This window comes from Pseudomonas sp., from assembly GCF_049590575.1.
Taxonomy (GTDB): domain Bacteria; phylum Pseudomonadota; class Gammaproteobacteria; order Pseudomonadales; family Pseudomonadaceae; genus Aquipseudomonas.
Genome location: NZ_JBAWDE010000248.1, coordinates 15,097 through 41,598 on the forward strand (window position 1 = coordinate 15,097; position 26,502 = coordinate 41,598).

Sequence of the window (26,502 nt, forward strand, 5' to 3'; positions counted from 1 at the left end):
GGGAATTCGTTCCTGCCATTTTGCTTTTCTTGCAAGACAATAGCGTCGCAAGACAACAGTGGAGCTAGTAGATGGCAACTATCAACCAGCTGGTACGTCAGCCGCGTAAGCGTATCGTCGAGAAATCCGACGTGCCTGCGCTGCAGAACTGCCCGCAACGTCGTGGCGTATGCACTCGCGTGTATACCACTACGCCGAAAAAACCTAACTCGGCACTGCGTAAAGTATGCCGTGTGCGCCTGACCAACGGTTTCGAGGTTTCCTCGTACATCGGCGGTGAAGGCCACAACCTGCAAGAGCACAGCGTGGTGCTGATCCGCGGCGGTCGTGTAAAAGACTTGCCAGGTGTTCGTTACCACACCGTACGCGGCTCCTTGGATACTTCCGGCGTTAAAGGTCGTAACCAGGGTCGTTCGAAGTACGGTACCAAGAAGCCTAAGTAGTAGCGGCTTTTTGTAACACTGAATCATCTTATTTTCTGAGTCGATAAGAGTAAGGTCGGAGGTGTCCCGCAAGGGCACTGATTCCGAGCGAACCTGAAGACCGTTTGAGGGCTTATCCATGCCAAGAAGACGCGTAGCAGCCAAGCGCGAAGTGCTTGACGATCCAAAATACGGAAGCCAAATTCTGGCCAAGTTCATGAACCACGTGATGGAAAGCGGCAAGAAAGCCGTTGCCGAGCGTATCGTTTATGGCGCGCTGGAAAAGGTTAAAGAACGCAAGAACAGCGACCCCCTGGAAATCTTCGAGAAAGCTCTCGACGCCATCGCTCCGCTGGTCGAAGTGAAGTCGCGCCGTGTAGGCGGTGCTACTTACCAGGTTCCGGTCGAAGTTCGTCCGTCCCGTCGTAACGCCCTGGCAATGCGCTGGTTGGTAGACTTCGCCCGTAAGCGTGGCGAGAAGTCTATGGCCCTGCGTTTGGCTGGCGAACTGTTGGACGCTGCTGAAGGTAAAGGTGCTGCTGTTAAGAAGCGTGAAGACGTGCACCGTATGGCTGAAGCCAACAAAGCTTTCTCGCACTACCGCTTCTAATCTTAGCTTCACTAATTTTGCGAGGGCTTTATGGCTCGTACTACTCCGATTAGCCGCTACCGTAACATCGGTATCGTTGCTCACGTGGATGCTGGTAAAACCACCACCACCGAGCGCGTACTGTTTTACACCGGCAAAAGTCACAAGATGGGCGAGGTGCATGATGGCGCCGCGACCACAGACTGGATGGTTCAGGAGCAGGAGCGTGGTATTACCATTACTTCTGCTGCTATTACCGCCTTCTGGAAAGGTTCCGAGAAGCAGTACAAAGATGAGCACCGCTTCAACGTAATCGATACCCCGGGTCACGTAGACTTCACTATTGAAGTTGAGCGTTCCCTGCGCGTACTCGACGGCGCTGTGGTTGTGTTCTGCGGTACCTCGGGTGTTGAGCCGCAGTCGGAAACCGTATGGCGTCAAGCCAACAAATACGGCGTTCCACGTCTTGTTTATGTAAACAAGATGGACCGTGCTGGTGCCAACTTCCTGCGCGTGATCGGTCAGATCAAGCAGCGCCTGGGTCACACCCCGGTGCCAATCCAGTTGGCTATCGGTTCCGAAGACAACTTCCAGGGCCAGATCGATCTGCTGACCATGGAAGCTGTTTACTGGAACGATGCTGACAAAGGTATGGTCCCTGTTCGCAAGCCTATCCCTGCTGAACTGCAGGAATTGGCTGACGAGTGGCGCAACAACATGGTTGAAGCTGCGGCCGAAGCCAACGAAGAGCTGATGAACAAGTACCTCGAAGGTGAAGAACTCACCAACGTGGAAATCAAGGCCGCTCTGCGTCAGCGTACTATCGCTGGTGAGATCGTCTTGGCTGTTTGCGGTTCCTCGTTCAAGAACAAGGGCGTTCCCCTGGTTCTCGATGCTGTGATCGACTACCTGCCTGCTCCAACCGACATTCCTGCTATCAAGGGTACCAACCCTGATAACGAGGAAGAAGAAATGGAGCGTCACGCAGACGACAGCGAGCCGTTCTCGGCCCTGGCGTTCAAGATCGCTACCGACCCATTCGTGGGTACCTTGACCTTCGTCCGCGTTTACTCGGGCGTGTTGGCCTCCGGCGACGGCGTGATCAACTCGGTTAAAGGCAAGAAAGAGCGCGTGGGTCGTATGGTGCAAATGCACGCAAACGCCCGTGAAGAGATCAAGGAAGTTCGCGCTGGTGACATCGCGGCCCTGATCGGCATGAAGGATGTCACCACTGGTGAGACCTTGTGCGACGCTGCTAAGCCAATCATCCTGGTTCGCATGGACTTCCCGGAGCCGGTTATTTCGGTTGCCGTAGAGCCTAAGACCAAGGATGACCAGGAAAAAATGGGTATTGCTCTGGGCAAACTTGCTCAGGAAGATCCATCTTTCCGCGTCAAGACTGATGAAGAGACTGGTCAAACGATCATCTCCGGCATGGGCGAGCTGCACCTGGACATCCTGGTTGACCGGATGCGCCGTGAGTTCAACGTCGAAGCCAACATCGGTAAGCCTCAGGTTTCCTATCGTGAGCGCATCACGAAGAACTGTGAAATCGAAGGCAAGTTCGTTCGTCAGTCCGGTGGTCGTGGTCAGTTCGGTCACTGCTGGATCCGTTTTGCCCCTGCTGACGAAGGTCAGGAAGGTCTGCAATTCGTGAACGAAGTAGTTGGTGGTGTTGTTCCTAAGGAATACATCCCGGCTATCCAGAAGGGTATCGAAGAGCAGATGAAGAACGGTGTTGTTGCCGGCTATCCGCTGATCGGCCTGAAAGCAACCGTTTTTGACGGTTCTTACCACGACGTCGACTCCAACGAGATGGCGTTTAAGGTGGCTGCTTCCATGGCAACCAAGCAACTGGCCCAGAAGGGCGGTGGTGAGTTGCTTGAGCCAATCATGGCGGTAGAAGTTGTTACACCTGAAGACTATATGGGTGATGTCATGGGCGACCTTAACCGTCGTCGCGGCATGATCTTGGGTATGGAAGACACGGTTTCCGGCAAAGTGATTCGCGCCGAGGTTCCGTTGGGTGAGATGTTCGGTTATGCGACCGACGTTCGCTCCATGTCCCAGGGTCGCGCAAGCTACTCTATGGAATTCAAAAAATACAACACAGCTCCGGCGCACATCGCTGAAACTGTATCCAAAAAACAAGGCTGATTCAGTCCTTTAGGCAAGGAGTTAATTGTCGTGGCTAAAGAAAAATTTGATCGTTCCCTACCGCACGTCAACGTTGGCACTATCGGTCACGTTGACCACGGTAAAACCACTCTGACTGCTGCTCTGACTCGCGTTTGCTCCGAAGTATTCGGTTCCGCAATCGTTGATTTCGATAAAATCGACAGCGCACCAGAAGAAAAAGCTCGTGGTATCACCATCAACACCGCGCACGTTGAATACAACTCGCTGATCCGTCACTACGCTCACGTTGACTGCCCAGGTCACGCTGACTATGTGAAGAACATGATCACCGGTGCTGCCCAGATGGATGGCGCGATTCTGGTTTGCTCGGCCGCCGATGGTCCGATGCCACAAACCCGTGAGCACATCCTGCTGTCCCGTCAGGTTGGCGTTCCGTACATCGTGGTTTACCTGAACAAGGCCGACCTGGTAGACGACGCTGAGCTGCTGGAACTGGTTGAGATGGAAGTGCGCGATCTGCTGAGCACTTACGACTTCCCAGGCGACGACACTCCGATCATCATCGGTTCTGCTCGTATGGCTCTGGAAGGCAAAGACGATAACGAAATGGGCACCACGTCCGTTCGTAAACTGGTTGAGACTCTGGACAGCTACATCCCAGATCCAGTTCGTGTTATCGACAAGCCGTTCCTGATGCCAATCGAAGACGTGTTCTCGATCTCCGGTCGCGGTACTGTTGTAACTGGTCGTATCGAGCGCGGTATCGTTAAGGTTCAAGATCCACTGGAAATCGTTGGTCTGCGTGACACTACCGTCACCACCTGCACCGGTGTTGAAATGTTCCGTAAGCTGCTCGACGAAGGTCGTGCTGGCGAGAACTGCGGCGTTCTGCTGCGTGGTACCAAGCGTGACGACGTTGAGCGTGGCCAGGTTCTGGTTAAGCCAGGTTCGGTTAAGCCGCACACCAAGTTCGAAGCTGAAGTGTACGTGCTGAGCAAAGAAGAAGGCGGTCGTCACACTCCGTTCTTCAAAGGCTACCGTCCGCAGTTCTACTTCCGTACTACCGATGTTACTGGTAACTGCGAACTGCCGGAAGGCGTAGAAATGGTAATGCCAGGCGACAACATCAAAATGGTTGTCACCCTGATCAAAACCATCGCTATGGAAGACGGTCTGCGTTTCGCAATCCGTGAAGGCGGCCGTACCGTTGGTGCTGGTGTTGTAGCTAAAATCATCGAGTAATTATCTCTTCTGAGATAGCTCTGATGTTTTGAAAAGGCCCCCGCTCAGCGGGGGCCTTTTTTATTGGGTTGACACCTATCAGGGCCGTCTATAGAATTGCGCCTCCTTTTAACGGGCGTATTGCGCTCGCTGGGAATAGCAGCCGGAGTCTGAAATCCAATGCAAAATCAGCAAATCCGTATCAGGTTGAAGGCTTTTGACCATCGCCTGATCGACCAATCCACCCAGGAAATCGTGGAAACCGCGAAACGTACTGGTGCTCAAGTGCGTGGTCCAATTCCACTGCCTACCCGTAAAGAGCGGTTCACCGTTCTGGTCTCCCCGCACGTCAACAAAGACGCGCGTGACCAGTACGAGATCCGCACTCATAAGCGCGTACTGGACATCGTCCAGCCAACGGATAAAACCGTTGATGCACTTATGAAGCTTGATCTGGCGGCCGGTGTGGAAGTACAGATCAGCCTCGGCTAAGACTTGGGTCTTAGTCGTGTAACGCTCTGAAATGGGCGGCCATAGCGGGTGAAAGCCCCGTACACTCATGAGGTTTACAACATGACTATTGGTGTAGTCGGTCGTAAATGCGGTATGACCCGTATTTTCACCGAAGAAGGTGTCTCCATTCCGGTCACGGTCATTGAGATCGAGCCGAATCGCGTCACCCAGTTCAAAACTGAAGAAACCGATGGCTATCGTGCAGTGCAAGTCACTGTCGGCGAGCGTCGTGCTTCGCGCGTGACTGCTGCTCAAGCAGGTCACTTCGCTAAAGCAAACGTTGCAGCTGGTCGTACTGTTATGGAGTTCCGTCTTGAAGACGGCGACTACCAGGCTGGCGATCTGATCAACGCTGAAATCTTCGCCGCTGGTCAACTGGTTGATGTAACCGGTCAGTCCAAGGGTAAAGGCTTCCAGGGTACGATCAAGCGTTGGAATTTCCGTGGTCAAGACAACACTCACGGTAACTCCGTTTCCCACCGCGTCCCGGGCTCTATTGGCCAGTGCCAGACTCCTGGTCGTGTATTCAAGGGCAAAAAAATGTCCGGTCATATGGGCGCTGAGCGCGTGACCGTGCAGTCCCTCGAAGTAGTGCGCGTCGACGCTGAACGCAATCTGTTGTTGGTCAAGGGTGCTGTTCCTGGCGCTACTGGCGGCAACCTGGTTGTACGTCCAGCGGCCAAGGCTCGCGGTTAAGGGGAAGCTGACATGCAATTAAATGTAAATGACGCTCAAGCGATCGAAGTTTCCGAACTGACATTTGGCGGCGAATTCAACGAGACGCTCGTTCACCAAGCAGTCGTGGCCTACATGGCCGGCGGCCGTCAAGGTAGCAAGCAGCAAAAGACCCGTTCCGACGTACGTGGTGGCGGTAAGCGCCCTTGGCGTCAGAAAGGTACTGGCCGCGCTCGTGCCGGTACTATCCGTAGCCCAATCTGGCGTGGCGGCGGTACCACTTTCGCAGCACGTCCACAGGATCACACTCAGAAGCTCAACAAGAAGATGTATCGCGCAGCACTGCGCTCCATCCTTGCTGAACTCGTGCGTACTGATCGTCTGGTCGTGGTTCAGGACTTCGCTGTTGAAGCGCCGAAAACCAAAGATCTGCTGAACAAGCTGAACGACATGGGTCTGACCGACGTCCTGATCGTGTCTGAAGCTGTTGATCAGAACCTGTACCTGGCTGCTCGCAACCTGCCACACGTTGATGTACGTGACGTGCAAGGTTCCGATCCAGTTAGTCTGATCGCATACGACAAGGTGTTGATCACCGTGTCGGCCGTGAAGAAATTCGAGGAGCTGCTGGGATGAACCAGGAACGCGTATTTAAAGTTCTGCTTGGCCCGCACGTTTCCGAAAAGGCTACGGTTCTGGCTGACAAGAAAGGCCAGTTCGTTTTCAAGGTTGCAACTGACGCAACCAAGCTGGAAATCAAGAAGGCCGTCGAAAGCCTGTTCAGCGTGAAAGTAGAGCGTGTTACTACCCTGAATGTTCTGGGTAAGAGTAAGCGCACTGCTCGCGGTCTGGGCAAGCGTAATGACTGGAAGAAGGCGGTTATCTCCCTTCAGCCAGGCCAAGATCTCGATTTCAGCAGCAGTGCTGAGTAAGGAAGGGGTGCATCATGGCAATCGTTAAATGCAAACCGACTTCCCCTGGCCGCCGTTTTGTGGTCAAGGTGGTCAACCAGGAGCTGCATAAAGGCGCTCCTCACGCACCGCTGCTCGAGAAGAAATCGAAGACTGGTGGTCGTAACAACAATGGTCGCATTACCACTCGTCACATCGGTGGTGGCCATAAGCAGCATTATCGTCTGGTCGACTTCCGTCGCAACGACAAAGATGGCATCTCTGCCACTGTCGAGCGTATTGAATACGATCCAAACCGTACTGCTCACATCGCTCTGCTGCTGTACGCAGATGGCGAGCGTCGCTACATCATTGCCCCTAAAGGCGTGAGCGCTGGCGACCAGCTGATTGCAGGTGCTCTGGCACCGATCAAGCCGGGCAACGCTCTGCAACTGCGCAACATTCCAGTTGGTAGCACCGTACACGGCATCGAATTGAAGCCAGGTAAAGGCGCGCAAATCGCTCGTTCCGCTGGTGCTTCGGCTCAGCTGATCGCTCGTGAAGGTGTCTACGTGACCCTGCGTCTGCGTTCTGGTGAGATGCGTAAAGTATTGGCTGAATGCCGTGCGACCCTGGGCGAAGTCTCGAACTCCGAGCACAGCCTGCGTTCGCTGGGTAAAGCTGGTGCCAAACGCTGGCGTGGCGTTCGCCCAACCGTTCGTGGTGTTGCCATGAACCCGGTTGACCACCCACACGGTGGTGGTGAAGGTCGTACCTCTGGTGGTCGTCATCCGGTATCGCCATGGGGCTTCCCGACTAAGGGCGCGAAGACTCGTGGTAATAAGCGTACCGACAAAATGATCGTCCGTCGTCGCAAGTAAATAGAGGGATACGACAGTGCCACGTTCTCTGAAAAAAGGTCCTTTTATTGATCTTCACCTACTGAAGAAGATCGAAGTGGCGGCGGAAAAGAACGATCGCAAGCCGGTGAAAACCTGGTCGCGTCGTTCGATGATCCTGCCACAAATGGTCGGTCTGACCATCGCAGTACACAACGGTCGCTTGCACGTCCCAGTTCTCGTGAACGAAGACATGGTCGGCCACAAACTAGGCGAGTTTGCCGGTACCCGCACATATCGTGGGCACGTGGCAGACAAGAAAGCCAAGCGTTAAGGGGTTAGGAAATGGAAGTAGCCGCTAAGTTGTCGGGCGCTCGAATCTCCGCCCAGAAAGCCCGCTTGGTCGCCGACCAGATCCGCGGGAAGAAGGTGGGCGAAGCGCTCAACCTGTTGGCTTTCAGCAGTAAGAAAGCCGCCGAGATCATGAAGAAAGTGCTGGAGTCGGCCGTAGCCAACGCCGAGCATAACGAAGGCGCAGACGTTGATGACCTGAAGGTCAGCACCGTTTTCGTCAACGAAGGGCGTTCGCTGAAGCGCATCATGCCGCGTGCCAAAGGCCGTGCTGATCGCATCGTCAAGCGGTCTTGCCATATCACTGTCAAGGTTGCTGACAAGTAACGGAGTCGAAGAGATGGGTCAGAAAGTACATCCCATTGGCATTCGCCTGGGAATCGTCAAGGAGCACACCTCCGTCTGGTACGCAGACGGTCGGACTTATGCGGACTATTTGTTCGCTGATCTGAAGGTGCGTGAGTATCTCCAAGACAAACTAAAAAGCGCGTCCGTAAGCCGTATCGATATCCATCGTCCGGCGCAAACTGCACGTATCACCATCCACACCGCTCGTCCAGGTATCGTTATCGGGAAGAAAGGTGAAGATGTTGAGAAACTGCGTCAGGACCTGACCAAGCAAATGGGTGTGCCTGTGCACATCAATATCGAAGAGATCCGTAAGCCGGAGCTCGACGGTATGCTGGTTGCGCAGAGCGTAGCTCAGCAGCTGGAGCGTCGCGTAATGTTCCGTCGCGCTATGAAGCGCGCCGTACAGAACGCCATGCGCATTGGTGCCAAAGGCATCAAAATCCAAGTGAGCGGTCGTCTCGGCGGTGCTGAAATCGCACGTACTGAATGGTATCGCGAAGGTCGTGTGCCACTGCACACCCTGCGTGCCGACATCGACTATGCCAACTACGAAGCTCACACCACTTACGGTGTGATCGGTGTAAAGGTTTGGATCTTCAAAGGCGAAGTAATTGGTGGTCGCCAAGAAGAACTGAAACCACAAGCACCAGCGCCTCGTAAAAAAGCTGCTAAGTAAGGGGTACGCCAAATGTTGCAACCAAAGCGTACGAAGTTCCGCAAGCAGATGACAGGCCACAACCGTGGTCTGGCTCAGCGCGGTAGCAAAGTCAGCTTCGGCGAGTTCGCGCTGAAGTCTGTAGCTCGTGGTCGTCTCACCGCTCGTCAGATCGAGTCAGCGCGTCGTGCACTGACCCGTCACGTTAAACGTGGCGGCAAGATCTGGATCCGTGTATTCCCGGACAAGCCAATCTCCAAAAAGCCCCTCGAAGTTCGGATGGGTAAAGGTAAGGGTAACGTGGAATACTGGGTAGCCCAGATTCAGCCAGGCAAAGTCCTGTATGAAATCGAGGGTGTAACTGAAGAGCTGGCGCGTGAGGCTTTTGCCCTGGCTGCTGCAAAGCTGCCGCTCGCCACCGCCTTTGTTAAACGGACGGTGATGTGATGAAAGCGAATGAACTTCGTGAAAAATCCGCACAGCAGCTGAACGAGCAACTGCTCGGCCTGCTGCGCGACCAGTTCAATCTGCGCATGCAGAAAGCAACTGGCCAGTTGGGGCAGTCTCATCTGCTCTCGCAAGTTAAGCGTGACATTGCTCGCGTGAAAACTGTGCTCAACCAGCAGGCAGGTAAGTGATCATGGCTGAAGCCGAAAAGACTGTCCGTACGCTGACTGGCCGTGTTGTCAGCGACAAGATGGACAAAACCATCACCGTTTTGATCGAGCGTCGCGTTAAGCACCCGATCTACGGTAAATATGTTAAGCGTTCGACTAAGCTGCACGCGCACGACGAAACCAATCAGTGCCACATCGGCGACAAAGTCACTATTCGTGAAACTCGTCCGCTGGCCAAGACCAAGTCTTGGGCACTGGTTGATGTTCTCGAACGCGCTGTGGAAGTCTAAGGACTAGGGGTCGGAGAAATTATATGATTCAGACTCAATCCATGCTCGATGTGGCCGATAACAGCGGCGCTCGCCGTGTTATGTGCATCAAGGTGCTGGGTGGCTCCCATCGTCGTTACGCTGGTATCGGTGACATCATCAAAGTTACCGTGAAGGAAGCAATTCCTCGCGGTAAAGTGAAAAAAGGCCAAGTGATGACTGCTGTTGTAGTCCGCACTCGTCACGGCGTACGCCGTGCAGATGGCTCCATTATCCGCTTTGATGGCAACGCTGCTGTTCTTCTGAACAACAAGCAAGAGCCGATCGGCACCCGTATCTTTGGGCCAGTGACCCGTGAACTTCGTACTGAGAAGTTCATGAAGATCGTCTCGCTCGCCCCAGAAGTGCTGTAAGGAGATCCGACATGCAAAAGATTCGTCGTGACGACGAGATCATCGTGATCGCCGGCAAAGACAAAGGTAAGCGCGGTAAGGTGCTTAAGGTTCTCGCTAATAACCGTCTGGTTATCGGTGGTCTGAACCTGGTTAAGCGTCATACCAAGCCTAACCCGATGTCGGGCGTGCAGGGCGGTATCGTCGAGAAAGAAGCTCCGCTGGACGCTTCTAACGTCGCCATCTTCAACGGCGAGACCAACAAGGCTGACCGCGTTGGTTTCAAAGTAGAAGACGGTAAGAAAATTCGTGTCTTCAAGTCGACCCAAAAAGCGGTTGATGCTTGAACACTGCTAGGTAGATTAGACCATGGCACGACTACAAGAGATTTACCGGAAGGAAATCGCCCCTAAGCTTAAGGAAGAACTTAAGCTTGGGAACGTGATGGAAGTTCCGCGCGTTACCAAAATCACCCTGAACATGGGTCTGGGCGAAGCGATCGGTGACAAAAAAGTCATCGAGCACGCTGTTGCTGACCTGGAAAAGATCACCGGTCAAAAAGTCGTTGTGACTTACGCTCGGAAATCCATCGCTGGCTTTAAAGTCCGTGAAGGTTGGCCGATCGGCGTCAAAGTGACTCTGCGCCGTGAGCGTATGTACGAATTCCTGGATCGTCTGCTGTCGATCTCCCTGCCTCGGGTTCGCGACTTCCGCGGCCTGAATGCCAAGTCCTTTGATGGTCGTGGTAACTACAGCATGGGCGTGAAAGAGCAGATCATCTTCCCGGAAATCGACTACGACAAGATCGATGCTCTCCGCGGTCTGGACATCACCCTGACCACCACTGCCAAGAACGATGATGAAGGCCGCGCTCTGCTGCGTGCGTTCAAATTCCCGTTCCGCAACTGATTGGAGTAGGACCATGGCCAAGATGAGCATGAAAAACCGCGAGCTGAAGCGTCAGCTCACGGTTGCCAAGTACGCCAAGAAGCGTGCAGCACTGAAAGCAATCATCGTTGATCTGAACGCAAGTCCAGAAGCGCGTTGGGAAGCTACAGTAGCTCTGCAGAAGCAGCCACGTGACGCAAGCGCTTCGCGCATGCGTAACCGCTGCCGCCTGACCGGTCGTCCACACGGCGTTTACCGCAAGTTCGGCCTCGGCCGTAACAAACTGCGTGAAGCGGCTATGCGTGGTGACGTACCAGGTCTGGTTAAAGCCAGCTGGTAAGTACTTTCAACGTCCAGGTGGTTTGCATCGCAAGATACTGACCGCCGGTGACCTTGAATCTGGAACAAGCCCCTTTTGGGGCTTGTTTCATTTCTGGAGTGTGTCTAAAATACGCGGCTCGCCTGAGCCCGTGTGTTTTGCGCTCGGAGATTCTCGGCGACATATGTAGCCGCAAGGCTAATTTTTTTGTATTAGGAGCGTCTAGCCCATGAGTATGCAGGACCCGTTAGCGGACATGCTAACTCGTATCCGTAATGCCCAGATGGCTGAAAAGTCCGTCGTAAGCATGCCATCTTCCAAGTTGAAGGTAGCTGTTGCCAAAGTCCTGAAAGACGAAGGCTACATTGCGGGTTATCAGATCAGCAGCGAAACCAAGCCACTGCTGTCCATCGAGCTGAAGTACTTCGAAGGCCGTTCGGTCATCGAGGAAGTGAAGCGCGTTAGCCGTCCAGGCCTGCGTCAGTACAAGTCCGCTGAAGATCTGCCGAAAGTTCGTGGCGGTCTGGGCGTGTCTATCGTCTCCACCAACAAAGGTGTGATGACGGATCGTGCTGCGCGCGCTGCCGGTGTCGGCGGCGAAGTTCTTTGCACTGTGTTCTAAGGGGGGATAAGCATGTCTCGCGTCGCTAAGAACCCCGTTAAGCTGCCAGCCGGTGTCGAAGTCAAATTCGCAGGCCAACAGCTTTCGGTGAAGGGTGCCAAGGGCACTCTTGAACTGAACATCCATTCGTCCGTTGAGATCGTTGAAGAAGCTGGTGAGCTGCGTTTCGCTGCTCGCAATGGCGATCAACAAACTCGCGCAATGGCCGGTACCACGCGTGCGTTGGTAAACAACATGGTCCAGGGCGTAAGCCAAGGCTTCGAGCGCAAGCTCCAGCTGGTCGGTGTTGGTTACAAAGCGCAAGCAAAAGGCACGGTTCTGAACCTGGCCCTTGGCTTCTCGCACCCAGTGGATTACGAACTGCCGGAAGGCATCACCGCTGAGACCCCTAGCCAAACCGATATCCTGATCAAGGGTATCGATAAGCAGCTGGTAGGTCAGGTGGCCGCTGAGATCCGCGACTTCCGTCCACCAGAGCCGTACAAAGGCAAAGGTGTGCGCTACGCGGACGAAGTCGTCCGTCGTAAAGAAGCCAAGAAGAAGTAGGGCATAGCAAATGACCGACAAAAAAGTTACTCGACTGCGTCGCGCTCGCAAAGCACGCCTGAAAATGCACGAACTCGAAGTCGTGCGTCTCTGCGTGTTCCGCTCGTCGCAGCACATCTACGCCCAGGTCATCTCGGCCGACGGCAACAAAGTCCTGGCAAGCGCCTCGACTTTGGATAAAGAACTGCGTGATGGTGCCACTGGCAACATCGACGCGGCCACTAAGGTTGGCCAGCTGGTCGCTACGCGTGCTAAGGCCGCTGGCGTCTCGCAAGTGGCTTTCGACCGCTCTGGCTTCAAGTACCACGGCCGCGTTAAAGCGCTGGCTGATGCTGCTCGTGAAGCTGGGCTGGAGTTCTAAGTTATGTCAAATAACGACCAAAAGCGCGACGAAGGCTACATTGAGAAGCTGGTTCAAGTTAACCGCGTAGCCAAAACCGTAAAAGGCGGCCGTATCTTCACTTTCACCGCGTTGACCGTGGTGGGTGATGGTAAAGGGCGTGTGGGCTTCGGCCGTGGCAAGTCACGTGAAGTGCCTGCTGCGATCCAGAAGGCAATGGAAGCTGCTCGTCGCAACATGATCCAAGTTGATCTGAACGGCACCACTCTGCAGTACGCAATGAAGTCCGCCCATGGCGCTTCGAAGGTGTACATGCAGCCTGCTTCTGAAGGTACCGGTATCATCGCTGGCGGCGCTATGCGTGCTGTCCTCGAAGTTGCTGGTGTTCAGAACGTTCTGGCCAAGTGCTACGGCTCGACTAACCCAGTAAACGTGGTTCACGCCACTTTCAAGGGTTTGAAGGCTATGCAATCTCCTGAGTCCATCGCTGCCAAGCGTGGCCTGACTGTCAAGGAGATCTTCTGATCATGGCTACCGTTAAAGTAACGCTGATCAAAAGCATGACCGGCCGCATTCCTAACCACAAACTGTGCGTTAAAGGTTTGGGTCTGCGTCGCATCGGTCACACTGTAGAAGTCCAGGATACTCCCGAGAATCGCGGGATGATCAACAAGGCTTACTACATGCTGCGTGTAGAGGGTTAATCGATGAAACTCAATGATCTGAGTCCAGCGCCGGGTTCCCGTCGCGAAAAGCATCGTCCGGGCCGTGGTATCGGTAGCGGTTTGGGTAAGACTGGTGGCCGTGGCCACAAAGGTCAAACCTCCCGCTCCGGTGGCACCATCGCTCCAGGCTTTGAAGGCGGTCAACAGCCGCTGCATCGTCGCCTGCCTAAGTTCGGTTTCGTTTCCCTGAAAGCCATGGATCGCGCAGAAGTGCGTTTGTCCGAGCTGGCTAAAGTGGAAGGCGACATCGTTACTGTGCAGACCCTGAAAGATGCCAACGTGATCAACGTCAACGTACAGCGTGTGAAAATCATGCTGTCCGGTGAAGTGACTCGCGCTGTCACTATCGGCAAGGGAATCGGCGCCACCAAAGGTGCGCGTTCGGCTATCGAAGCAGCTGGCGGCAAGTTCGAGGAATAAATGGCTAAGCAAGGTGCTCTCTCAGCGCTCGGCAAAGGCGGTATGTCTGAACTTTGGGCTCGTCTGCGTTTTCTGTTCCTGGCGATTATCGTCTACCGAATAGGCGCACACATCCCGGTTCCAGGTATCAACCCGGACCGACTCGCAGACCTGTTTCGACAGAATGAGGGGACCATTCTTAGCTTGTTCAACATGTTTTCCGGCGGCGCGCTGGAACGGATGAGCATCTTTGCACTGGGGATCATGCCGTACATTTCGGCATCGATCATCATGCAGCTGATGACCGCCGTCAGCCCGCAGCTGGAGCAGTTGAAGAAGGAAGGTGAAGCTGGCCGTCGCAAGATTAGCCAGTACACCCGCTACGGCACTGTCGCCCTCGCCCTGGTTCAGGCTATCGGTATGTCCGTTGGCCTGGCGGGGCAGGGTGTTGCGTTCACTGGTGACTTTGGCTTCCATTTCGTCGCGGTATCCACATTTGTGGCTGGTGCGATGTTCATGATGTGGCTGGGTGAGCAGATTACTGAGCGTGGTGTTGGTAACGGTATCTCGATGTTGATTTTCGCAGGTATCGTCGCCGGTCTTCCGAGAGCGATTGGGCAGTCTTTCGAGTCTGCACGTCAGGGTGATATCAATATCTTCGCCTTGGTTGCTATCGGTTTGCTGGCAGTAGCGATTATCGGTTTTGTGGTGTTCATTGAGCGTGGTCAGCGTCGTATTGCTGTTCACTACGCCAAGCGTCAGCAGGGCCGTAAGGTTTTTGCTGCGCAGACCAGCCACTTGCCGCTGAAAGTGAATATGGCCGGTGTTATTCCGGCAATTTTCGCGAGCAGCATTTTGCTGTTTCCGGCTTCGTTGGGTACCTGGTTTGGTCAGTCTGAAAATATGGGCTGGCTGCAGGACCTCTCTCAGTCGATCGCTCCTGGTCAGCCGTTGAATATTCTGCTGTTTAGTGCAGGGATTATTTTCTTCTGCTTCTTCTATACGGCGTTGATGTTCAATCCGAAAGACGTAGCGGAAAACCTGAAGAAGTCCGGTGCCTTTATTCCGGGTATCCGTCCAGGTGAGCAGTCTGCGCGCTACATTGATGGCGTTCTGACTCGTTTGACTCTGTTCGGTGCTCTATATATGACGGCCGTCTGCTTGTTGCCCCAGTTTCTGGTGGTTGCAGCAAACGTTCCGTTCTACCTTGGCGGGACCTCGTTGCTGATCGTGGTCGTGGTTGTGATGGACTTCATGTCCCAAGTACAATCGCACCTCGTTTCGCACCAGTACGAATCCCTGATGAAGAAAGCCAACCTGAAGGGCTACGGCAGCGGCATGTTGCGCTGAGTACCCCATAAGGTTCGAGGAGTTGGTGATGAAAGTTCGTGCATCGGTGAAAAAGCTGTGCCGTAACTGCAAGATTATTCGCCGCGAAGGTGTTGTTCGAGTAATTTGCAGCGCGGAACCGCGTCACAAACAGCGCCAAGGCTGAGTGTGATCCGCTTGAAGCCCGGTAGCTAGTGCGCTACCGGGTTGATTATTTGTTATTACAGCGATATTATCTCGCGCCCTATTTCTTGGCTTCCGGGGCGTAGGTAGCTGTCAATTGGAGTCCCACTGAATGGCCCGTATTGCAGGCGTTAACATTCCAGATAACAAGCACACTGTTATCTCGCTGACCTACATCTATGGTGTTGGTCGCACTACTGCGCAGAAAATTTGCGCAGTTGCTGGGGTAAACCCAGCCGCTAAGATCAAGGATCTGAGCGACGAGCAGATTGAATTGCTGCGTGGCGAAGTGGCGAAGTTCACCACTGAAGGTGATCTGCGTCGCGAAATCAACATGAAAATCAAGCGTTTGATGGACCTCGGTTGCTATCGCGGTCTGCGTCATCGTCGTGGTCTTCCAGTACGCGGTCAGCGTACCAAGACTAACGCGCGTACCCGTAAAGGTCCGCGTAAGCCGATCCGCAAGTAATCGCCCCAGCGAATCGACAGGAAAATTATCATGGCAAAACCTGCTGCTCGTCCTCGTAAAAAAGTTAAAAAGACAGTGGTTGATGGCATCGCCCACATCCATGCTTCTTTTAACAACACAATCGTGACCATCACCGACCGTCAAGGTAACGCGCTTTCTTGGGCTACCTCCGGTGGTTCGGGTTTCCGCGGTTCCCGCAAGTCCACCCCGTTTGCTGCTCAAGTAGCTGCTGAACGTGCTGGTCAAGCTGCGCTGGAATACGGCCTGAAAAACCTTGACGTTAACGTCAAAGGTCCAGGTCCAGGTCGTGAGTCTGCTGTCCGTGCTTTGAACGGCTGTGGCTATAAGATCGCCAGCATCACCGACGTGACGCCAATCCCGCACAACGGGTGCCGTCCGCCGAAGAAGCGCCGCGTGTAATCCAGGAGATTGTAAAGAATGGCTCGTTACATTGGTCCAAAATGCAAACTCGCTCGTCGCGAAGGCACCGATCTCTTCCTGAAGAGCGGCGTGCGCGCGATCGAATCGAAGTGCAACATTGAAGCAGCACCTGGTATCCACGGCCAACGCCGCGGTCGCCAGTCCGATTACGGCACCCAACTGCGTGAAAAGCAGAAGGTCCGTCGTATCTACGGCGTTCTCGAGCGTCAGTTCAGCGGCTACTACAAAGAAGCTGCTGGCAAGAAAGGTGCAACCGGTGAAAACCTGCTGCAACTGCTCGAATGCCGTCTGGACAACGTTGTATACCGTATGGGCTTTGGTTCGACTCGTGCCGAATCCCGTCAGCTGGTATCGCACAAATCCGTCAGCGTAAACGGCCAAACCGTTAACGTTCCGTCTTACCAGGTTCGTGCTGGTGACGTTGTCGCGATTCGCGAGAAAGCAAAAAACCAACTTCGCATTGTCCAAGCTCTCGATCTGTGTGCCCAACGTGGCCGCGTAGAATGGGTAGAAGTAGACACTGAGAAGAAGTCGGGCGTTTTCAAGAACGTTCCTGCTCGCAGTGATCTGTCCGCCGACATCAACGAAAGCCTGATTGTCGAGCTCTACTCCAAGTAAGGGCTAGAAAATAGGTGCATCCATGCAGATTTCGGTAAATGAGTTCCTGACACCCCGCCACATTGATGTGCAGGTTGTCAGTCCAACCCGCGCCAAGATCACTCTCGAGCCTCTCGAGCGTGGTTTTGGCCACACCCTGGGCAACGCGCTGCGCCGCATCCTGTTGTCCTCAATGCCCGGCTGTGCAGTAGTCGAGGCCGAGATTGACGGTGTGCTCCACGAGTACAGCGCCATCGAAGGTGTACAGGAAGACGTAATTGAAATCCTGTTGAACCTTAAAGGTCTGGCTATCAAGCTGCACGGCCGTGACGAAGTTACGCTGACCTTGTCGAAGAAGGGTTCGGGGGTGGTTACCGCTGCCGATATTCAGCTGGATCATGATGTCGAGATCGTTAACCCCGATCACGTAATCGCTAACCTGGCGTCTAACGGCGCCCTGAACATGAAGCTCACCGTAGCTCGTGGTCGTGGTTATGAACCGGCCGACTCGCGTCAGAGCGATGAAGACGAAAGCCGCAGCATTGGTCGCTTGCAGCTTGACTCTTCGTTCAGCCCGGTTCGCCGCATCGCATACGTGGTGGAAAACGCCCGTGTCGAGCAGCGTACTAACCTGGACAAGCTGGTTATTGATCTGGAAACCAACGGTACTCTGGACCCTGAAGAGGCTATCCGTCGCGCTGCAACCATCCTGCAACAGCAGTTGGCTGCGTTCGTCGACCTCAAAGGTGACAGCGAACCAGTGGTAATCGAGCAGGAAGACGAGATCGATCCGATCCTGCTTCGCCCGGTTGACGATCTGGAACTGACTGTACGTTCGGCTAACTGCCTTAAGGCGGAAAACATTTACTACATCGGTGACCTGATTCAGCGCACCGAAGTAGAACTGTTGAAGACTCCGAACCTGGGCAAGAAATCCTTGACTGAAATCAAGGACGTTCTGGCCTCCCGCGGTCTGTCCCTCGGCATGCGCCTCGACAACTGGCCGCCTGCAAGTCTTAAGAAGGACGACAAGGCGACTGCCTGATCGTCGTAATCACCGAACGTGAGTTTGGTAAGGAATGAACCATGCGTCATCGTAAAAGTGGTCGTCACCTGAGCCGTACCAGCTCGCACCGCAAGGCCATGTTTCAAAACATGGCGGTGTCGCTGTTCGAGCACGAGCTGATCAAAACTACACTGCCAAAAGCTAAAGAACTGCGTCGCGTTGCTGAGCCGCTGATCACTTTGGCCAAGACAGACAGCCTGGCTAACCGCCGTTTGGTTTTCGACCGTACTCGTTCGAAAGCTATCGTTGGTAAGCTCTTCAACGACCTGGGCAAGCGCTACGCTACCCGTGAGGGTGGCTACCTGCGCATCCTCAAGTGCGGCTTCCGCACTGGCGACAACGCGCCTATGGCGTACGTCGAGTTGGTTGATCGTGCTACTGCCGGCGAAGCTGTAAGCGCCGAGTAAGACGACAAGCTGTAACGAAGAACCGGGCCTAGTGCCCGGTTTTTTGTGCGCGTAAGAAAAGCGCTATTTGTACAAGCTTGAGTCAGGTTGAGAGCGGCACTATGGGCGTTGGATGTGTTGGTAGTAATTTTCTATTGATGTCCGCAATTTAATGAATTTGTCGATGTCATGTTGATGATCAATACTCCTTCCAAGCCGATTAGCCGGCAGTTTCAAGTCCGACCTGAGGAAAATTGAGCATGAGCCAGAACAAAATCCTTACCACCGCCAGCGGCGCGCCCGTTGCGGACAACCAGAATTCCCGTTCCGCAGGCCCGCGCGGCCCGTTGCTCCTTGACGATTTTCACCTGATCGAGAAGCTCGCTCACTTCAACCGTGAAAACATTCCTGAGCGTCGCGTCCACGCCAAGGGTTCAGGCGCCTACGGCACCTTTACGGTTACCCAAGACATCACCCAATACACCAGCGCCAAGCTGTTCGAGTCTGTTGGCAAGCAGACTCCGACGTTCCTGCGTTTTTCCACCGTTGGCGGTGAGCGCGGGTCGGCTGACACCGAGCGTGACCCACGTGGTTTCGCCCTCAAGTTCTACACAGAGGAAGGCAACTGGGACATCGTCGGTAACAACACCCCGGTGTTCTTTATCCGTGATCCGTTGAAATTCCCGGACTTCATTCATACCCAAAAACGCCTGCCGCAAAGCAACCTGAAAAGCGCGCAGATGATGTGGGACTTCTGGTCGCACTCCCCAGAGGCGCTGCACCAGGTCACCATTCTGTTTTCGGACCGTGGCATTCCTGACGGCTACCGTCATATGCACGGCTTCGGCAGCCACACCTACAGCCTGATCAACGCCAATGGCGAACGGCACTGGGTGAAGTGGCATTACAAAACCAAGCAAGGCATCAAGAACCTGGCCCCCGCCGAGGCTGCCCGCCTTGCAGGTACCGACCCTGATTACGCCCAGCGCGATTTGTTTGGTGCGATCGAACGGGGTGATTTCCCGAAATGGCGTGTTTGCATCCAGATCATGACCGAGGCTCAGGCGAATGCTCACTACGAGAACCCTTTTGATGTGACCAAAACCTGGTCGCAAAAGGAATTTCCGTTGATCGAAGTCGGTGAGCTGGAGCTCAATCGCAACCCGCAGAACTACTTCGCTGAGGTAGAGCAAGCTGCGTTCGGCCCGAGCAACATGGTGCCTGGTGTTGGCCTGTCGCCGGACCGCATGCTGCAAGGTCGTGTGTTCGCTTATGCAGATGCCCACCGCTACCGTGTCGGCACCAACCACCAGCAACTGCCGGTGAATGCGCCGCGCAATCCGGTGAACAGCTACCAGCGCGACGGCTCGATGGCTTTCGGCAGCAATGGCGGGGCGGCACCCAACTACGAGCCGAACAGCTACGTCGACGCACCGAAACAGGCGCCACAGTACGCTGAGCCTGCGTTGGCTTTAAGCGGCGCCGCCGATCGTTACGATCACCGTGAAGACAGCGATTACTTCAGCCACGCCGGTGCGCTGTTCCGCCTGATGAGCGATGAGCAGAAAGCCCTGTTGATCAGCAACATCGCCGGTGCCATGGCGGGTGTTTCCAGCGACGTGGTGCAGCGCCAGTTGCAGTACTTCTTCAAGGCAGACCCTGCTTATGGAGAAGGTATCGCATCTGCACTGGGTGTATCGCTTAACTAACTCTAAACGATAAGCAGAACCGCCCTCATTTGGGCGGTTTTTGCGTTATTTCAGCTACTTTTCTCAGGAAATGTTCACTTTTCTGCCGTTGGTCCCGTGACCTCCGGGTCAGCATGGTTCAAACTACAGACTTTCAAGCAGGGAGATGTAGGGCGATGCAAGGTCACCCCGACGTAATCGATTACCTCAACACGTTGCTGACGGGCGAACTGGCAGCTCGTGACCAATATTTCATCCATTCGCGTATGTACGAAGACTGGGGCTTTACCGAGCTCTATGAGCGTATCAACCACGAAATGGAAGAAGAGGCACAGCACGCCGACGCTTTGATGCGCCGTATCCTGATGCTCGAAGGTACGCCACGTATGCGTCCTGACGACCTGGATGTGGGCACCACGGTGCCTGACATGTTGGCTGCCGACCTTCGCCTTGAGTACAAGGTGCGTGCCGCACTCTGCAAGGGTATTGAGCTCTGCGAGCAGCACAATGACTATGTGACCCGGGAAATCCTGCGGGTGCAGTTGAACGACACTGAAGAAGATCACACCTACTGGCTGGAAAAGCAGTTGGGCCTGATCAAGCTGATTGGCCTGGAAAACTACCTGCAATCGCAGTTCTGATTCCCCGGCTACAAAAAAGCCCCTGTCACTGATGAAGTGACAGGGGCTTTTTATTGGGCCCGATCAATCACGCCCGGTCGCGTGCCAACAGTGGTTTCAAGTAGTAACCAGTGTGGGACTGCGGCATTTCGGAGACCTGCTCCGGTGTGCCCACCGCAATAATCTGGCCACCCTTGGAGCCGCCTTCCGGCCCCAGGTCTACCAGCCAGTCGGCAGTCTTGATCACGTCCAGGTTGTGCTCGATCACCACCACGGTGTTGCCGTGGTCACGCAAGCGGTGCAGCACGTCCAGCAACTGCTGGATGTCCGCGAAGTGCAGCCCGGTAGTCGGCTCATCGAGGATATACAGGGTTTTACCTGTGTCCCGCTTGGACAGCTCACGAGACAACTTCACACGTTGCGCCTCGCCGCCGGACAGGGTAGTCGCCGACTGCCCCAGCTTGATATACGACAGCCCCACGTCCATCAATGTCTGCAGCTTGCGCGCGAGCGCTGGCACCGCGTCAAAGAACACCCGTGCTTCCTCGATAGTCATCTCGAGGGTTTCGTGGATGCTCTTGCCCTTGTATTTGATCTCAAGGGTTTCGCGGTTATAGCGCTTGCTCTTGCACACATCGCACGGCACGTAGATGTCTGGCAGAAAGTGCATTTCTACCTTGATCAGGCCGTCGCCCTGGCAGGCTTCGCAACGCCCACCCTTGACGTTGAACGAAAACCGGCCAGGGCCGTAACCCCGCGAGCGGGACTCCGGTACGCCGGCAAACAACTCGCGAATCGGCGTGAACAGCCCGGTATAGGTCGCCGGGTTGGAACGCGGTGTGCGGCCAATCGGGCTTTGGTCGATATCGACCACTTTATCCAGGTGTTCCAGGCCTTTGATGCTGTCGTGCGCTGCGGCTTCTAGAGTAGTCGCGCCGTTCAAGGCGGTAGCACTCAATGGAAACAGCGTGTTGTTGATCAGCGTCGACTTGCCCGAGCCGGACACGCCCGTCACGCACGTCAGCAGGCCCAGCGGGATTTCCAGGTCAACATTGCGCAAGTTGTTGCCGCGCGCGCCCTTGAGGTGCAGCGCCTGCTTCTTGTTGCGCGGTGTGCGCTTGGCCGGGACTTCAATTTTCACGCGGCCGGACAGGTACTTGCCGGTCAACGAGTCCGGGTGCGCCATGACTTCTTCAGGCGTACCCTCGGCGACAATATGCCCGCCGTGCACACCCGCGCCCGGGCCGATGTCGACCACATAATCCGCCAGGCGGATCGCGTCTTCGTCGTGCTCGACCACAATCACCGTGTTGCCGATATCGCGAAGGTGCTTCAGGGTGCCCAGCAGGCGATCGTTATCGCGCTGATGTAAGCCAATCGACGGTTCATCGAGGATGTACAACACCCCGACAAGGCCCGCGCCAATCTGGCTGGCCAGGCGGATGCGCTGGGCTTCACCGCCGGACAAGGTGTCTGCGCTGCGATCCAGCGACAGGTAATCCAGCCCTACGTTGACGAGGAATTGCAGGCGCTCGCGGATTTCCTTGAGGATCTTGTCGGCAATTTCCCCACGGCGCCCGGTCAGCTTGAGCATACCGAAGTATTCGCAGGCATCGCCGATCGGCAGGTTGGTCACCGCCGGCAGGGTCTTTTCGCCGACCCACACATGCCGCGCTTCACGACGCAGGCGAGTGCCGCGGCAATCCGGGCACGGTTGGGTGCTGAGGAATTTTGCCAGCTCCTCACGCACGCTCGCCGATTCGGTCTCGCGATAGCGGCGTTCCAGGTTCGGCACGATGCCTTCGAACGGGTGCGAGCGTTTGACGATGTCGCCACGGTCGTTCAGGTACTTGAAGTCGACGTTCTGCGAGCCGCTGCCGTTCAGGATGACTTTCTGCTGATCGACCGGCAGTTGGTTGAACGGTACTTCCAGGCTGAATTTGTAGTGCGAGGCCAACGACCCCAGCATCTGGAAGTAGTAGACGTTACGCCTGTCCCAGCCGCGTATCGCCCCCTCCGCCAGCGTCAGGTCGCCGTTCACCAGGCGCTTGATATCGAAGAACTGCTTGACCCCCAGGCCGTCACAGGTCGGGCAAGCACCGGCCGGGTTGTTGAAGGAGAACAGCTTGGGTTCCAGCTCGCTGATTGCATGGCCACAGATCGGGCAGGCAAAGCGCGCGGAGAAGATGATTTCTTCGCCCGGTTCGTCGTCCATCGGCGCAACCAGGGCGATCCCATCGGCCAGCTTCAAGGCTGTCTCGAAGGACTCCGCCAGACGCTGCTGCAGGTCGGCACGCACTTTGAAGCGGTCCACCACCACATCAATGGAATGCTTCTTCTGCTTGTCGAGCTTTGGCGCTTCGTCCAGCTCATAGAGCTTGCCGTTGATGCGCGCGCGTACAAAACCCTGGGCGCGCAGCTCTTCGAAGACCGAAAGGTGTTCACCTTTACGCTCGCGAATCACCGGGGCCAGCAGCATCAGCTTGGCGCCTTCCGGTTGGGCCAGCACCAGGTCGACCATCTGGCTGACGGTCTGGGCTTCCAGTGGAATGTCATGGTCCGGGCAGCGCGGAATACCCACGCGCGCGTACAACAGGCGCAGGTAGTCGTAGATTTCGGTAATGGTGCCCACGGTGGAACGTGGGTTATGGGACGTTGATTTCTGTTCGATGGAAATCGCTGGCGACAGGCCTTCAATGGTGTCGACGTCTGGTTTTTCCATCATCGACAGGAACTGGCGGGCATAGGCCGACAGCGATTCCACGTAGCGACGCTGACCTTCGGCATACAGCGTGTCGAACGCCAGGGACGATTTGCCGGAGCCGGACAGGCCGGTGATGACGATCAGTTTGTCCCGGGGCAGGGTCAGGTCGATGTTCTTCAGGTTGTGGGTTCTAGCCCCACGAATCAGGATCTTGTCCAAGATGGCCTCGCACGGCGGGCGTAAATAATGCCGGAGTATACGGCTAAAGACTGGATGAATATACACTGTCAAAAGGCCGCTTGCAGCCTTACATGAAAGCTGCGCGGCAAAGCGCCGCATATACCCTCTCAATCGATGGGACTGGTAGAATCGCCGCCGGTTCACACGAGGTTTTTCCATGCACGATCCCCACAGCGAACGCATGAGTAGCGGCGAGACCCGAGCAGCAAGCGGTCTGGCCCTGGTGTTCGCCTTCCGTATGCTTGGCATGTTCATGGTGTTGCCAGTGCTGGCGACCTATGGAATGGATCTCGCAGGCGCGACCCCCGCATTGATCGGCCTGGCGATTGGCGCCTATGGCCTGACCCAGGCGATTTTTCAGATTCCGTTCGGGATCATTTCTGACCGCATCGGTCGTCGCCCGGTGATTTACTTGGGGCTGATCGTCTTCGCCCTCGGCAGCGTGCTCGCCGCGCAGTCCGATTCGATCTGGGGCGTGATCGCCGGACGCATCCTGCAAGGCGCCGGGGCGATTTCCGCCGCGGTCATGGCATTGTTGTCGGACCTGACCCGCGAACAGCACCGCACCAAGGCCATGGCCATGATCGGCATGACCATTGGCCTGTCGTTCGCCGTGGCGATGGTCGTGGGCCCGCTGCTGACGCGCGCCTTTGGCCTGCACGGGCTGTTCCTGGCCACAGGTGGCATGGCACTGTTCGGTATCGTCATCGTGGCCTTTATGGTGCCGCGCTCCACCGGCACGCTGCAGCATCGCGAGTCGGGTGTCGCGCGCAAGGCTTTGTTGCCGACACTCAAGCACCCGGACCTGCTGCGCCTGGATTTAGGTATCTTCGTATTGCACGCGATGCTGATGTGCAGCTTCGTCGCGCTGCCCCTGGCGCTGGTCGAAAAAGCCGGCCTGCCCAAGGAGCAGCACTGGTGGGTCTACCTGACCGCGCTGCTGGTTTCGTTCTTCGCCATGATCCCGTTCATCATCTACGGCGAGAAGAAACGCAAAATGAAACGAGTTTTACTCGGCGCCGTCACGACGCTGATGCTCACTGAGCTATTCTTCTGGGAGTTCGGCGACAGCCTGCGGGCGCTGGTAATCGGCACGGTGGTGTTCTTCACCGCGTTCAACCTGCTGGAGGCTTCGCTGCCTTCGCTGATCAGCAAGGTTTCACCGGCCGGCGGCAAGGGCACGGCGATGGGGGTGTATTCCACCAGCCAGTTCCTCGGTTCTGCACTGGGCGGCATCATGGGCGGCTGGATGTTCCAGCATGGCGGTTTGTCGGTTGTGTTCCTGGGATGCGCAGGTCTGGCTGCCCTCTGGCTAGCCTTTGCTGTTACCATGCGCGAACCTCCCTATGTGACGAGCCTGCGTTTGCCGTTATCGCCAGAAGCGATCCGCGAAGCCGGTCTGGTTGAGCGCCTTAAGGCCGTTGCCGGGGTTACGGATGCCGTGGTTATTGCTGAAGAAGCCGCCATCTACATCAAATTGGACACCGAATTATTGGATCGCGCGACGCTCGAGCAACTGGTCAACCCAGTGCCGACAGCGCGCCCAGCCTAGGAGAACGTTATGGCCCGTGGGGTTAACAAAGTCATATTGGTCGGTACATGCGGCCAGGATCCCGAAGTTCGCTTCTTGCCTAACGGTAACGCCGTGACCAATCTGAGTCTGGCGACCAGCGAACAGTGGACCGACAAGCAGACCGGCCAGAAGGTCGAGAAAACTGAATGGCACCGTGTGTCGATGTTCGGCAAGGTGGCAGAGATCGCGGGTGAATACCTGCGTAAAGGTTCGCAGGTCTACATCGAAGGCAAGCTGCAGACCCGCGAGTGGGAAAAAGACGGCATCAAGCGTTACACCACTGAAATCGTGGTCGACATGCAAGGCACCATGCAACTGCTGGGCGGCCGTCCACAACAGGGCGACCAACAAGGTGGGGGCAACAACTACCAGCAGTCCGCTCCGGCTCCACGCCAGCAGGCCCCGCGCCCGCAGCAGTCGGCACCACAACAGTCGCGCCAGGCACCGCCTCCACAGCAGGCCGCTCCGCAGCCGGCTCCGGATTTCGACAGCTTTGATGACGATATCCCGTTCTGAGGTTTAACCACCGGAACGAGCAAAACCCCCGATGGCCAACGCCTCGGGGGTTTTTTATTGCCGGTGATCAGGCGCCCGTCGAAACGTTCGGGCATTTGTCCTCATGCCTAACAAGATTTAGGCTGTGGCCAACCTCAACAGAAGGAATGCCGCATGACCTGGTCCGCCAAGCAGTACACGATGTTCGAACAGCAGCGTACCCGCCCTGTGCGCGACCTGGTGGCGGCCATTCCCGATACCCAGGTGCGCACCGCCGTTGACCTGGGCTGCGGCCCTGGGAATTCGACGCAGGTCTTGGCCGAGCGTTTCCCGCAGGCGCGGGTCACCGGCATGGACAGCTCCGAGGATATGTTGGCCGATGCGCGCAAACGCCTGCCGGCGCTCAGCTTCGAACTGGCGGATATCGGCGCCTGGGCGCCAGCGCAAACATTCGACGTGATCCTGGCCAATGCTTCGCTGCAATGGTTGCCCGACCACGCCACGCTCTACCCGCACCTGGTCCGCCAGCTGACGTCGGGTGGCACGCTGGCGGTGCAAACCCCGGACAACCTCGACGAACCTGCCCACCGGCTGGCCCGCGAGGTGGCCGCAGAGGGCCCATGGTCTGCCAGGATCGGCGCGGTCAAACACAATGAGCGGCACACCGCGAGCTACTACTATGAGTTGCTCAGCAAGCACTGCAGCGCTGTGGACGTGTGGCGCACCACCTACCAGCACCCGCTGGCCGATCATGCGGCGGTGGTGGAGTGGTTCAAGGCGTCGGCATTGCGGCCGTTTCTTGCGCCGTTGAGCGACGATGAGAAAGCCGCCTTCCTACGGGAATACCAGGCGCGGATTACTCAGGCTTACCCGGCATTGGCGGACGGCAGGGTGTTACTGCCATTCCCGCGACTGTTCATCATCGCAACCCGTTAATACCGGCAGTGGC

The 26,502-nt window shown here is 55.9% G+C and carries 38 protein-coding genes; 37 read left to right on the plus strand and 1 reads right to left on the minus strand.

Annotation, left to right across the window (positions count from 1 at the left end; all coding sequences use genetic code 11):
- The first annotated feature begins 71 nt into the window (after positions 1–71).
- The 34 genes from rpsL to bfr all read left to right on the plus strand — a co-directional run bounded on the left by rpsL (position 72) and on the right by bfr (position 20,562).
- Positions 72–443: a 30S ribosomal protein S12 gene (gene rpsL, locus WBR57_RS17030; protein ID WP_002555494.1), complete on the plus strand. Its 372-nt coding sequence runs from the start codon at positions 72–74 to the stop codon at positions 441–443.
- A gap of 118 nt (positions 444–561) precedes the next feature.
- A complete protein-coding gene (gene rpsG, locus WBR57_RS17035) occupies positions 562–1,032 on the plus strand; it encodes a 30S ribosomal protein S7 (protein WP_002555493.1) in 471 nt (156 codons plus the stop codon).
- A 30-nt stretch (positions 1,033–1,062) separates the two neighbouring features.
- Positions 1,063–3,168, plus strand: a complete 2,106-nt coding sequence (gene fusA / locus WBR57_RS17040; RefSeq protein ID WP_424084827.1) for an elongation factor G — start codon at positions 1,063–1,065, stop codon at positions 3,166–3,168.
- A 30-nt stretch (positions 3,169–3,198) separates the two neighbouring features.
- Positions 3,199–4,392, plus strand: coding sequence for an elongation factor Tu (gene tuf, locus WBR57_RS17045; protein ID WP_003176426.1), 1,194 nt, complete (start codon positions 3,199–3,201; stop codon positions 4,390–4,392).
- 159 nt (positions 4,393–4,551) lie between these two features.
- Complete coding sequence (gene rpsJ / locus WBR57_RS17050) at positions 4,552–4,863, plus strand: 30S ribosomal protein S10 (protein WP_003186070.1); 312 nt, start codon at positions 4,552–4,554, stop codon at positions 4,861–4,863.
- A gap of 81 nt (positions 4,864–4,944) precedes the next feature.
- Positions 4,945–5,580 carry a 50S ribosomal protein L3 gene (gene rplC, locus WBR57_RS17055; protein ID WP_003194649.1) on the plus strand — a complete coding sequence of 212 codons (636 nt, stop codon included), beginning with the start codon at positions 4,945–4,947 and terminating at the stop codon, positions 5,578–5,580.
- 12 nt (positions 5,581–5,592) lie between these two features.
- Complete coding sequence (rplD, locus tag WBR57_RS17060; RefSeq protein WP_048724873.1) at positions 5,593–6,195, plus strand: 50S ribosomal protein L4; 603 nt, start codon at positions 5,593–5,595, stop codon at positions 6,193–6,195.
- The gene (rplW, locus tag WBR57_RS17065) at positions 6,192–6,491 is read left to right on the plus strand and encodes a 50S ribosomal protein L23 (protein WP_002555488.1); all 300 of its coding nucleotides are present in this window, start codon (positions 6,192–6,194) and stop codon (positions 6,489–6,491) included. The genes rplD and rplW overlap by 4 nt, the downstream gene beginning before the upstream one ends.
- A gap of 14 nt (positions 6,492–6,505) precedes the next feature.
- On the plus strand, positions 6,506–7,330 hold the full coding sequence (rplB, locus tag WBR57_RS17070) for a 50S ribosomal protein L2 (RefSeq protein ID WP_003176423.1): 825 nt from the start codon (positions 6,506–6,508) through the stop codon (positions 7,328–7,330).
- 16 nt (positions 7,331–7,346) lie between these two features.
- A complete protein-coding gene (gene rpsS, locus WBR57_RS17075) occupies positions 7,347–7,622 on the plus strand; it encodes a 30S ribosomal protein S19 (protein WP_003232420.1) in 276 nt (91 codons plus the stop codon).
- 11 nt (positions 7,623–7,633) lie between these two features.
- Entirely contained in the window at positions 7,634–7,966 is a 333-nt protein-coding gene (rplV, locus tag WBR57_RS17080; RefSeq protein WP_003103908.1) for a 50S ribosomal protein L22, read from the plus strand.
- Positions 7,967–7,979: 13 nt separating this feature from the next.
- On the plus strand, positions 7,980–8,666 hold the full coding sequence (gene rpsC, locus WBR57_RS17085) for a 30S ribosomal protein S3 (protein ID WP_003176422.1): 687 nt from the start codon (positions 7,980–7,982) through the stop codon (positions 8,664–8,666).
- A 12-nt stretch (positions 8,667–8,678) separates the two neighbouring features.
- Positions 8,679–9,092 carry a 50S ribosomal protein L16 gene (rplP, locus tag WBR57_RS17090; RefSeq protein ID WP_003232424.1) on the plus strand — a complete coding sequence of 138 codons (414 nt, stop codon included), beginning with the start codon at positions 8,679–8,681 and terminating at the stop codon, positions 9,090–9,092.
- The gene (gene rpmC, locus WBR57_RS17095) at positions 9,092–9,283 is read left to right on the plus strand and encodes a 50S ribosomal protein L29 (protein ID WP_002555481.1); all 192 of its coding nucleotides are present in this window, start codon (positions 9,092–9,094) and stop codon (positions 9,281–9,283) included. Before rplP ends, rpmC begins: the two co-directional genes overlap by 1 nt.
- A gap of 2 nt (positions 9,284–9,285) precedes the next feature.
- Positions 9,286–9,552: a 30S ribosomal protein S17 gene (gene rpsQ / locus WBR57_RS17100; RefSeq protein ID WP_003176419.1), complete on the plus strand. Its 267-nt coding sequence runs from the start codon at positions 9,286–9,288 to the stop codon at positions 9,550–9,552.
- Positions 9,553–9,575: 23 nt separating this feature from the next.
- Entirely contained in the window at positions 9,576–9,944 is a 369-nt protein-coding gene (rplN, locus tag WBR57_RS17105) for a 50S ribosomal protein L14 (protein ID WP_002555479.1), read from the plus strand.
- A gap of 11 nt (positions 9,945–9,955) precedes the next feature.
- The gene (gene rplX / locus WBR57_RS17110) at positions 9,956–10,270 is read left to right on the plus strand and encodes a 50S ribosomal protein L24 (protein ID WP_003176416.1); all 315 of its coding nucleotides are present in this window, start codon (positions 9,956–9,958) and stop codon (positions 10,268–10,270) included.
- Between the two features lie 22 nt (positions 10,271–10,292).
- Positions 10,293–10,832, plus strand: a complete 540-nt coding sequence (gene rplE / locus WBR57_RS17115) for a 50S ribosomal protein L5 (protein WP_003194642.1) — start codon at positions 10,293–10,295, stop codon at positions 10,830–10,832.
- 13 nt (positions 10,833–10,845) lie between these two features.
- Positions 10,846–11,151, plus strand: a complete 306-nt coding sequence (gene rpsN, locus WBR57_RS17120; RefSeq protein WP_003176414.1) for a 30S ribosomal protein S14 — start codon at positions 10,846–10,848, stop codon at positions 11,149–11,151.
- 208 nt (positions 11,152–11,359) lie between these two features.
- Positions 11,360–11,752 (plus strand): 30S ribosomal protein S8, encoded by a 393-nt coding sequence (rpsH, locus tag WBR57_RS17125; RefSeq protein ID WP_010566853.1) that lies wholly within the window; start codon positions 11,360–11,362, stop codon positions 11,750–11,752.
- A gap of 12 nt (positions 11,753–11,764) precedes the next feature.
- Positions 11,765–12,298 (plus strand): 50S ribosomal protein L6, encoded by a 534-nt coding sequence (gene rplF, locus WBR57_RS17130; protein ID WP_003176412.1) that lies wholly within the window; start codon positions 11,765–11,767, stop codon positions 12,296–12,298.
- 10 nt (positions 12,299–12,308) lie between these two features.
- The gene (rplR, locus tag WBR57_RS17135; RefSeq protein WP_003186037.1) at positions 12,309–12,659 is read left to right on the plus strand and encodes a 50S ribosomal protein L18; all 351 of its coding nucleotides are present in this window, start codon (positions 12,309–12,311) and stop codon (positions 12,657–12,659) included.
- Between the two features lie 3 nt (positions 12,660–12,662).
- A complete protein-coding gene (gene rpsE, locus WBR57_RS17140; protein WP_003176409.1) occupies positions 12,663–13,163 on the plus strand; it encodes a 30S ribosomal protein S5 in 501 nt (166 codons plus the stop codon).
- Positions 13,164–13,165: 2 nt separating this feature from the next.
- Positions 13,166–13,342 carry a 50S ribosomal protein L30 gene (gene rpmD, locus WBR57_RS17145; RefSeq protein WP_003176408.1) on the plus strand — a complete coding sequence of 59 codons (177 nt, stop codon included), beginning with the start codon at positions 13,166–13,168 and terminating at the stop codon, positions 13,340–13,342.
- 3 nt (positions 13,343–13,345) lie between these two features.
- Positions 13,346–13,783 (plus strand): 50S ribosomal protein L15, encoded by a 438-nt coding sequence (gene rplO / locus WBR57_RS17150; RefSeq protein ID WP_003176407.1) that lies wholly within the window; start codon positions 13,346–13,348, stop codon positions 13,781–13,783.
- On the plus strand, positions 13,784–15,112 hold the full coding sequence (secY, locus tag WBR57_RS17155; protein WP_017736663.1) for a preprotein translocase subunit SecY: 1,329 nt from the start codon (positions 13,784–13,786) through the stop codon (positions 15,110–15,112).
- 28 nt (positions 15,113–15,140) lie between these two features.
- Positions 15,141–15,257: a 50S ribosomal protein L36 gene (gene rpmJ / locus WBR57_RS17160; RefSeq protein WP_002555468.1), complete on the plus strand. Its 117-nt coding sequence runs from the start codon at positions 15,141–15,143 to the stop codon at positions 15,255–15,257.
- A gap of 129 nt (positions 15,258–15,386) precedes the next feature.
- A complete protein-coding gene (gene rpsM, locus WBR57_RS17165; protein ID WP_024077676.1) occupies positions 15,387–15,743 on the plus strand; it encodes a 30S ribosomal protein S13 in 357 nt (118 codons plus the stop codon).
- 30 nt (positions 15,744–15,773) lie between these two features.
- Positions 15,774–16,163, plus strand: coding sequence for a 30S ribosomal protein S11 (gene rpsK, locus WBR57_RS17170; protein WP_002555466.1), 390 nt, complete (start codon positions 15,774–15,776; stop codon positions 16,161–16,163).
- A gap of 18 nt (positions 16,164–16,181) precedes the next feature.
- A complete protein-coding gene (rpsD, locus tag WBR57_RS17175) occupies positions 16,182–16,802 on the plus strand; it encodes a 30S ribosomal protein S4 (RefSeq protein ID WP_003210056.1) in 621 nt (206 codons plus the stop codon).
- A 22-nt stretch (positions 16,803–16,824) separates the two neighbouring features.
- Positions 16,825–17,826, plus strand: coding sequence for a DNA-directed RNA polymerase subunit alpha (locus WBR57_RS17180; protein ID WP_003176403.1), 1,002 nt, complete (start codon positions 16,825–16,827; stop codon positions 17,824–17,826).
- Positions 17,827–17,867: 41 nt separating this feature from the next.
- Positions 17,868–18,254 (plus strand): 50S ribosomal protein L17, encoded by a 387-nt coding sequence (gene rplQ / locus WBR57_RS17185; RefSeq protein ID WP_017135967.1) that lies wholly within the window; start codon positions 17,868–17,870, stop codon positions 18,252–18,254.
- Positions 18,255–18,493: 239 nt separating this feature from the next.
- Positions 18,494–19,942 (plus strand): catalase, encoded by a 1,449-nt coding sequence (locus tag WBR57_RS17190; RefSeq protein ID WP_424084925.1) that lies wholly within the window; start codon positions 18,494–18,496, stop codon positions 19,940–19,942.
- Positions 19,943–20,097: 155 nt separating this feature from the next.
- Positions 20,098–20,562: a bacterioferritin gene (gene bfr, locus WBR57_RS17195; protein ID WP_003176400.1), complete on the plus strand. Its 465-nt coding sequence runs from the start codon at positions 20,098–20,100 to the stop codon at positions 20,560–20,562.
- Positions 20,563–20,629: 67 nt separating this feature from the next.
- Here the strand turns inward: bfr and uvrA are convergent, their stop codons facing one another.
- A complete protein-coding gene (gene uvrA / locus WBR57_RS17200) occupies positions 20,630–23,464 on the minus strand; it encodes an excinuclease ABC subunit UvrA (protein WP_424084927.1) in 2,835 nt (944 codons plus the stop codon).
- A 178-nt stretch (positions 23,465–23,642) separates the two neighbouring features.
- Here uvrA and WBR57_RS17205 point away from each other — a divergent pair, with 178 nt between their 5' ends.
- The 3 genes from WBR57_RS17205 (at position 23,643) to tam (ending at position 26,489) form a co-directional block, all read left to right on the plus strand.
- On the plus strand, positions 23,643–25,037 hold the full coding sequence (locus tag WBR57_RS17205; protein ID WP_424084929.1) for an MFS transporter: 1,395 nt from the start codon (positions 23,643–23,645) through the stop codon (positions 25,035–25,037).
- 9 nt (positions 25,038–25,046) lie between these two features.
- Positions 25,047–25,574, plus strand: a complete 528-nt coding sequence (locus tag WBR57_RS17210; RefSeq protein ID WP_424084931.1) for a single-stranded DNA-binding protein — start codon at positions 25,047–25,049, stop codon at positions 25,572–25,574.
- 153 nt (positions 25,575–25,727) lie between these two features.
- The gene (gene tam, locus WBR57_RS17215; protein WP_424084933.1) at positions 25,728–26,489 is read left to right on the plus strand and encodes a trans-aconitate 2-methyltransferase; all 762 of its coding nucleotides are present in this window, start codon (positions 25,728–25,730) and stop codon (positions 26,487–26,489) included.
- The last annotated feature ends 13 nt before the right edge of the window (positions 26,490–26,502 follow it).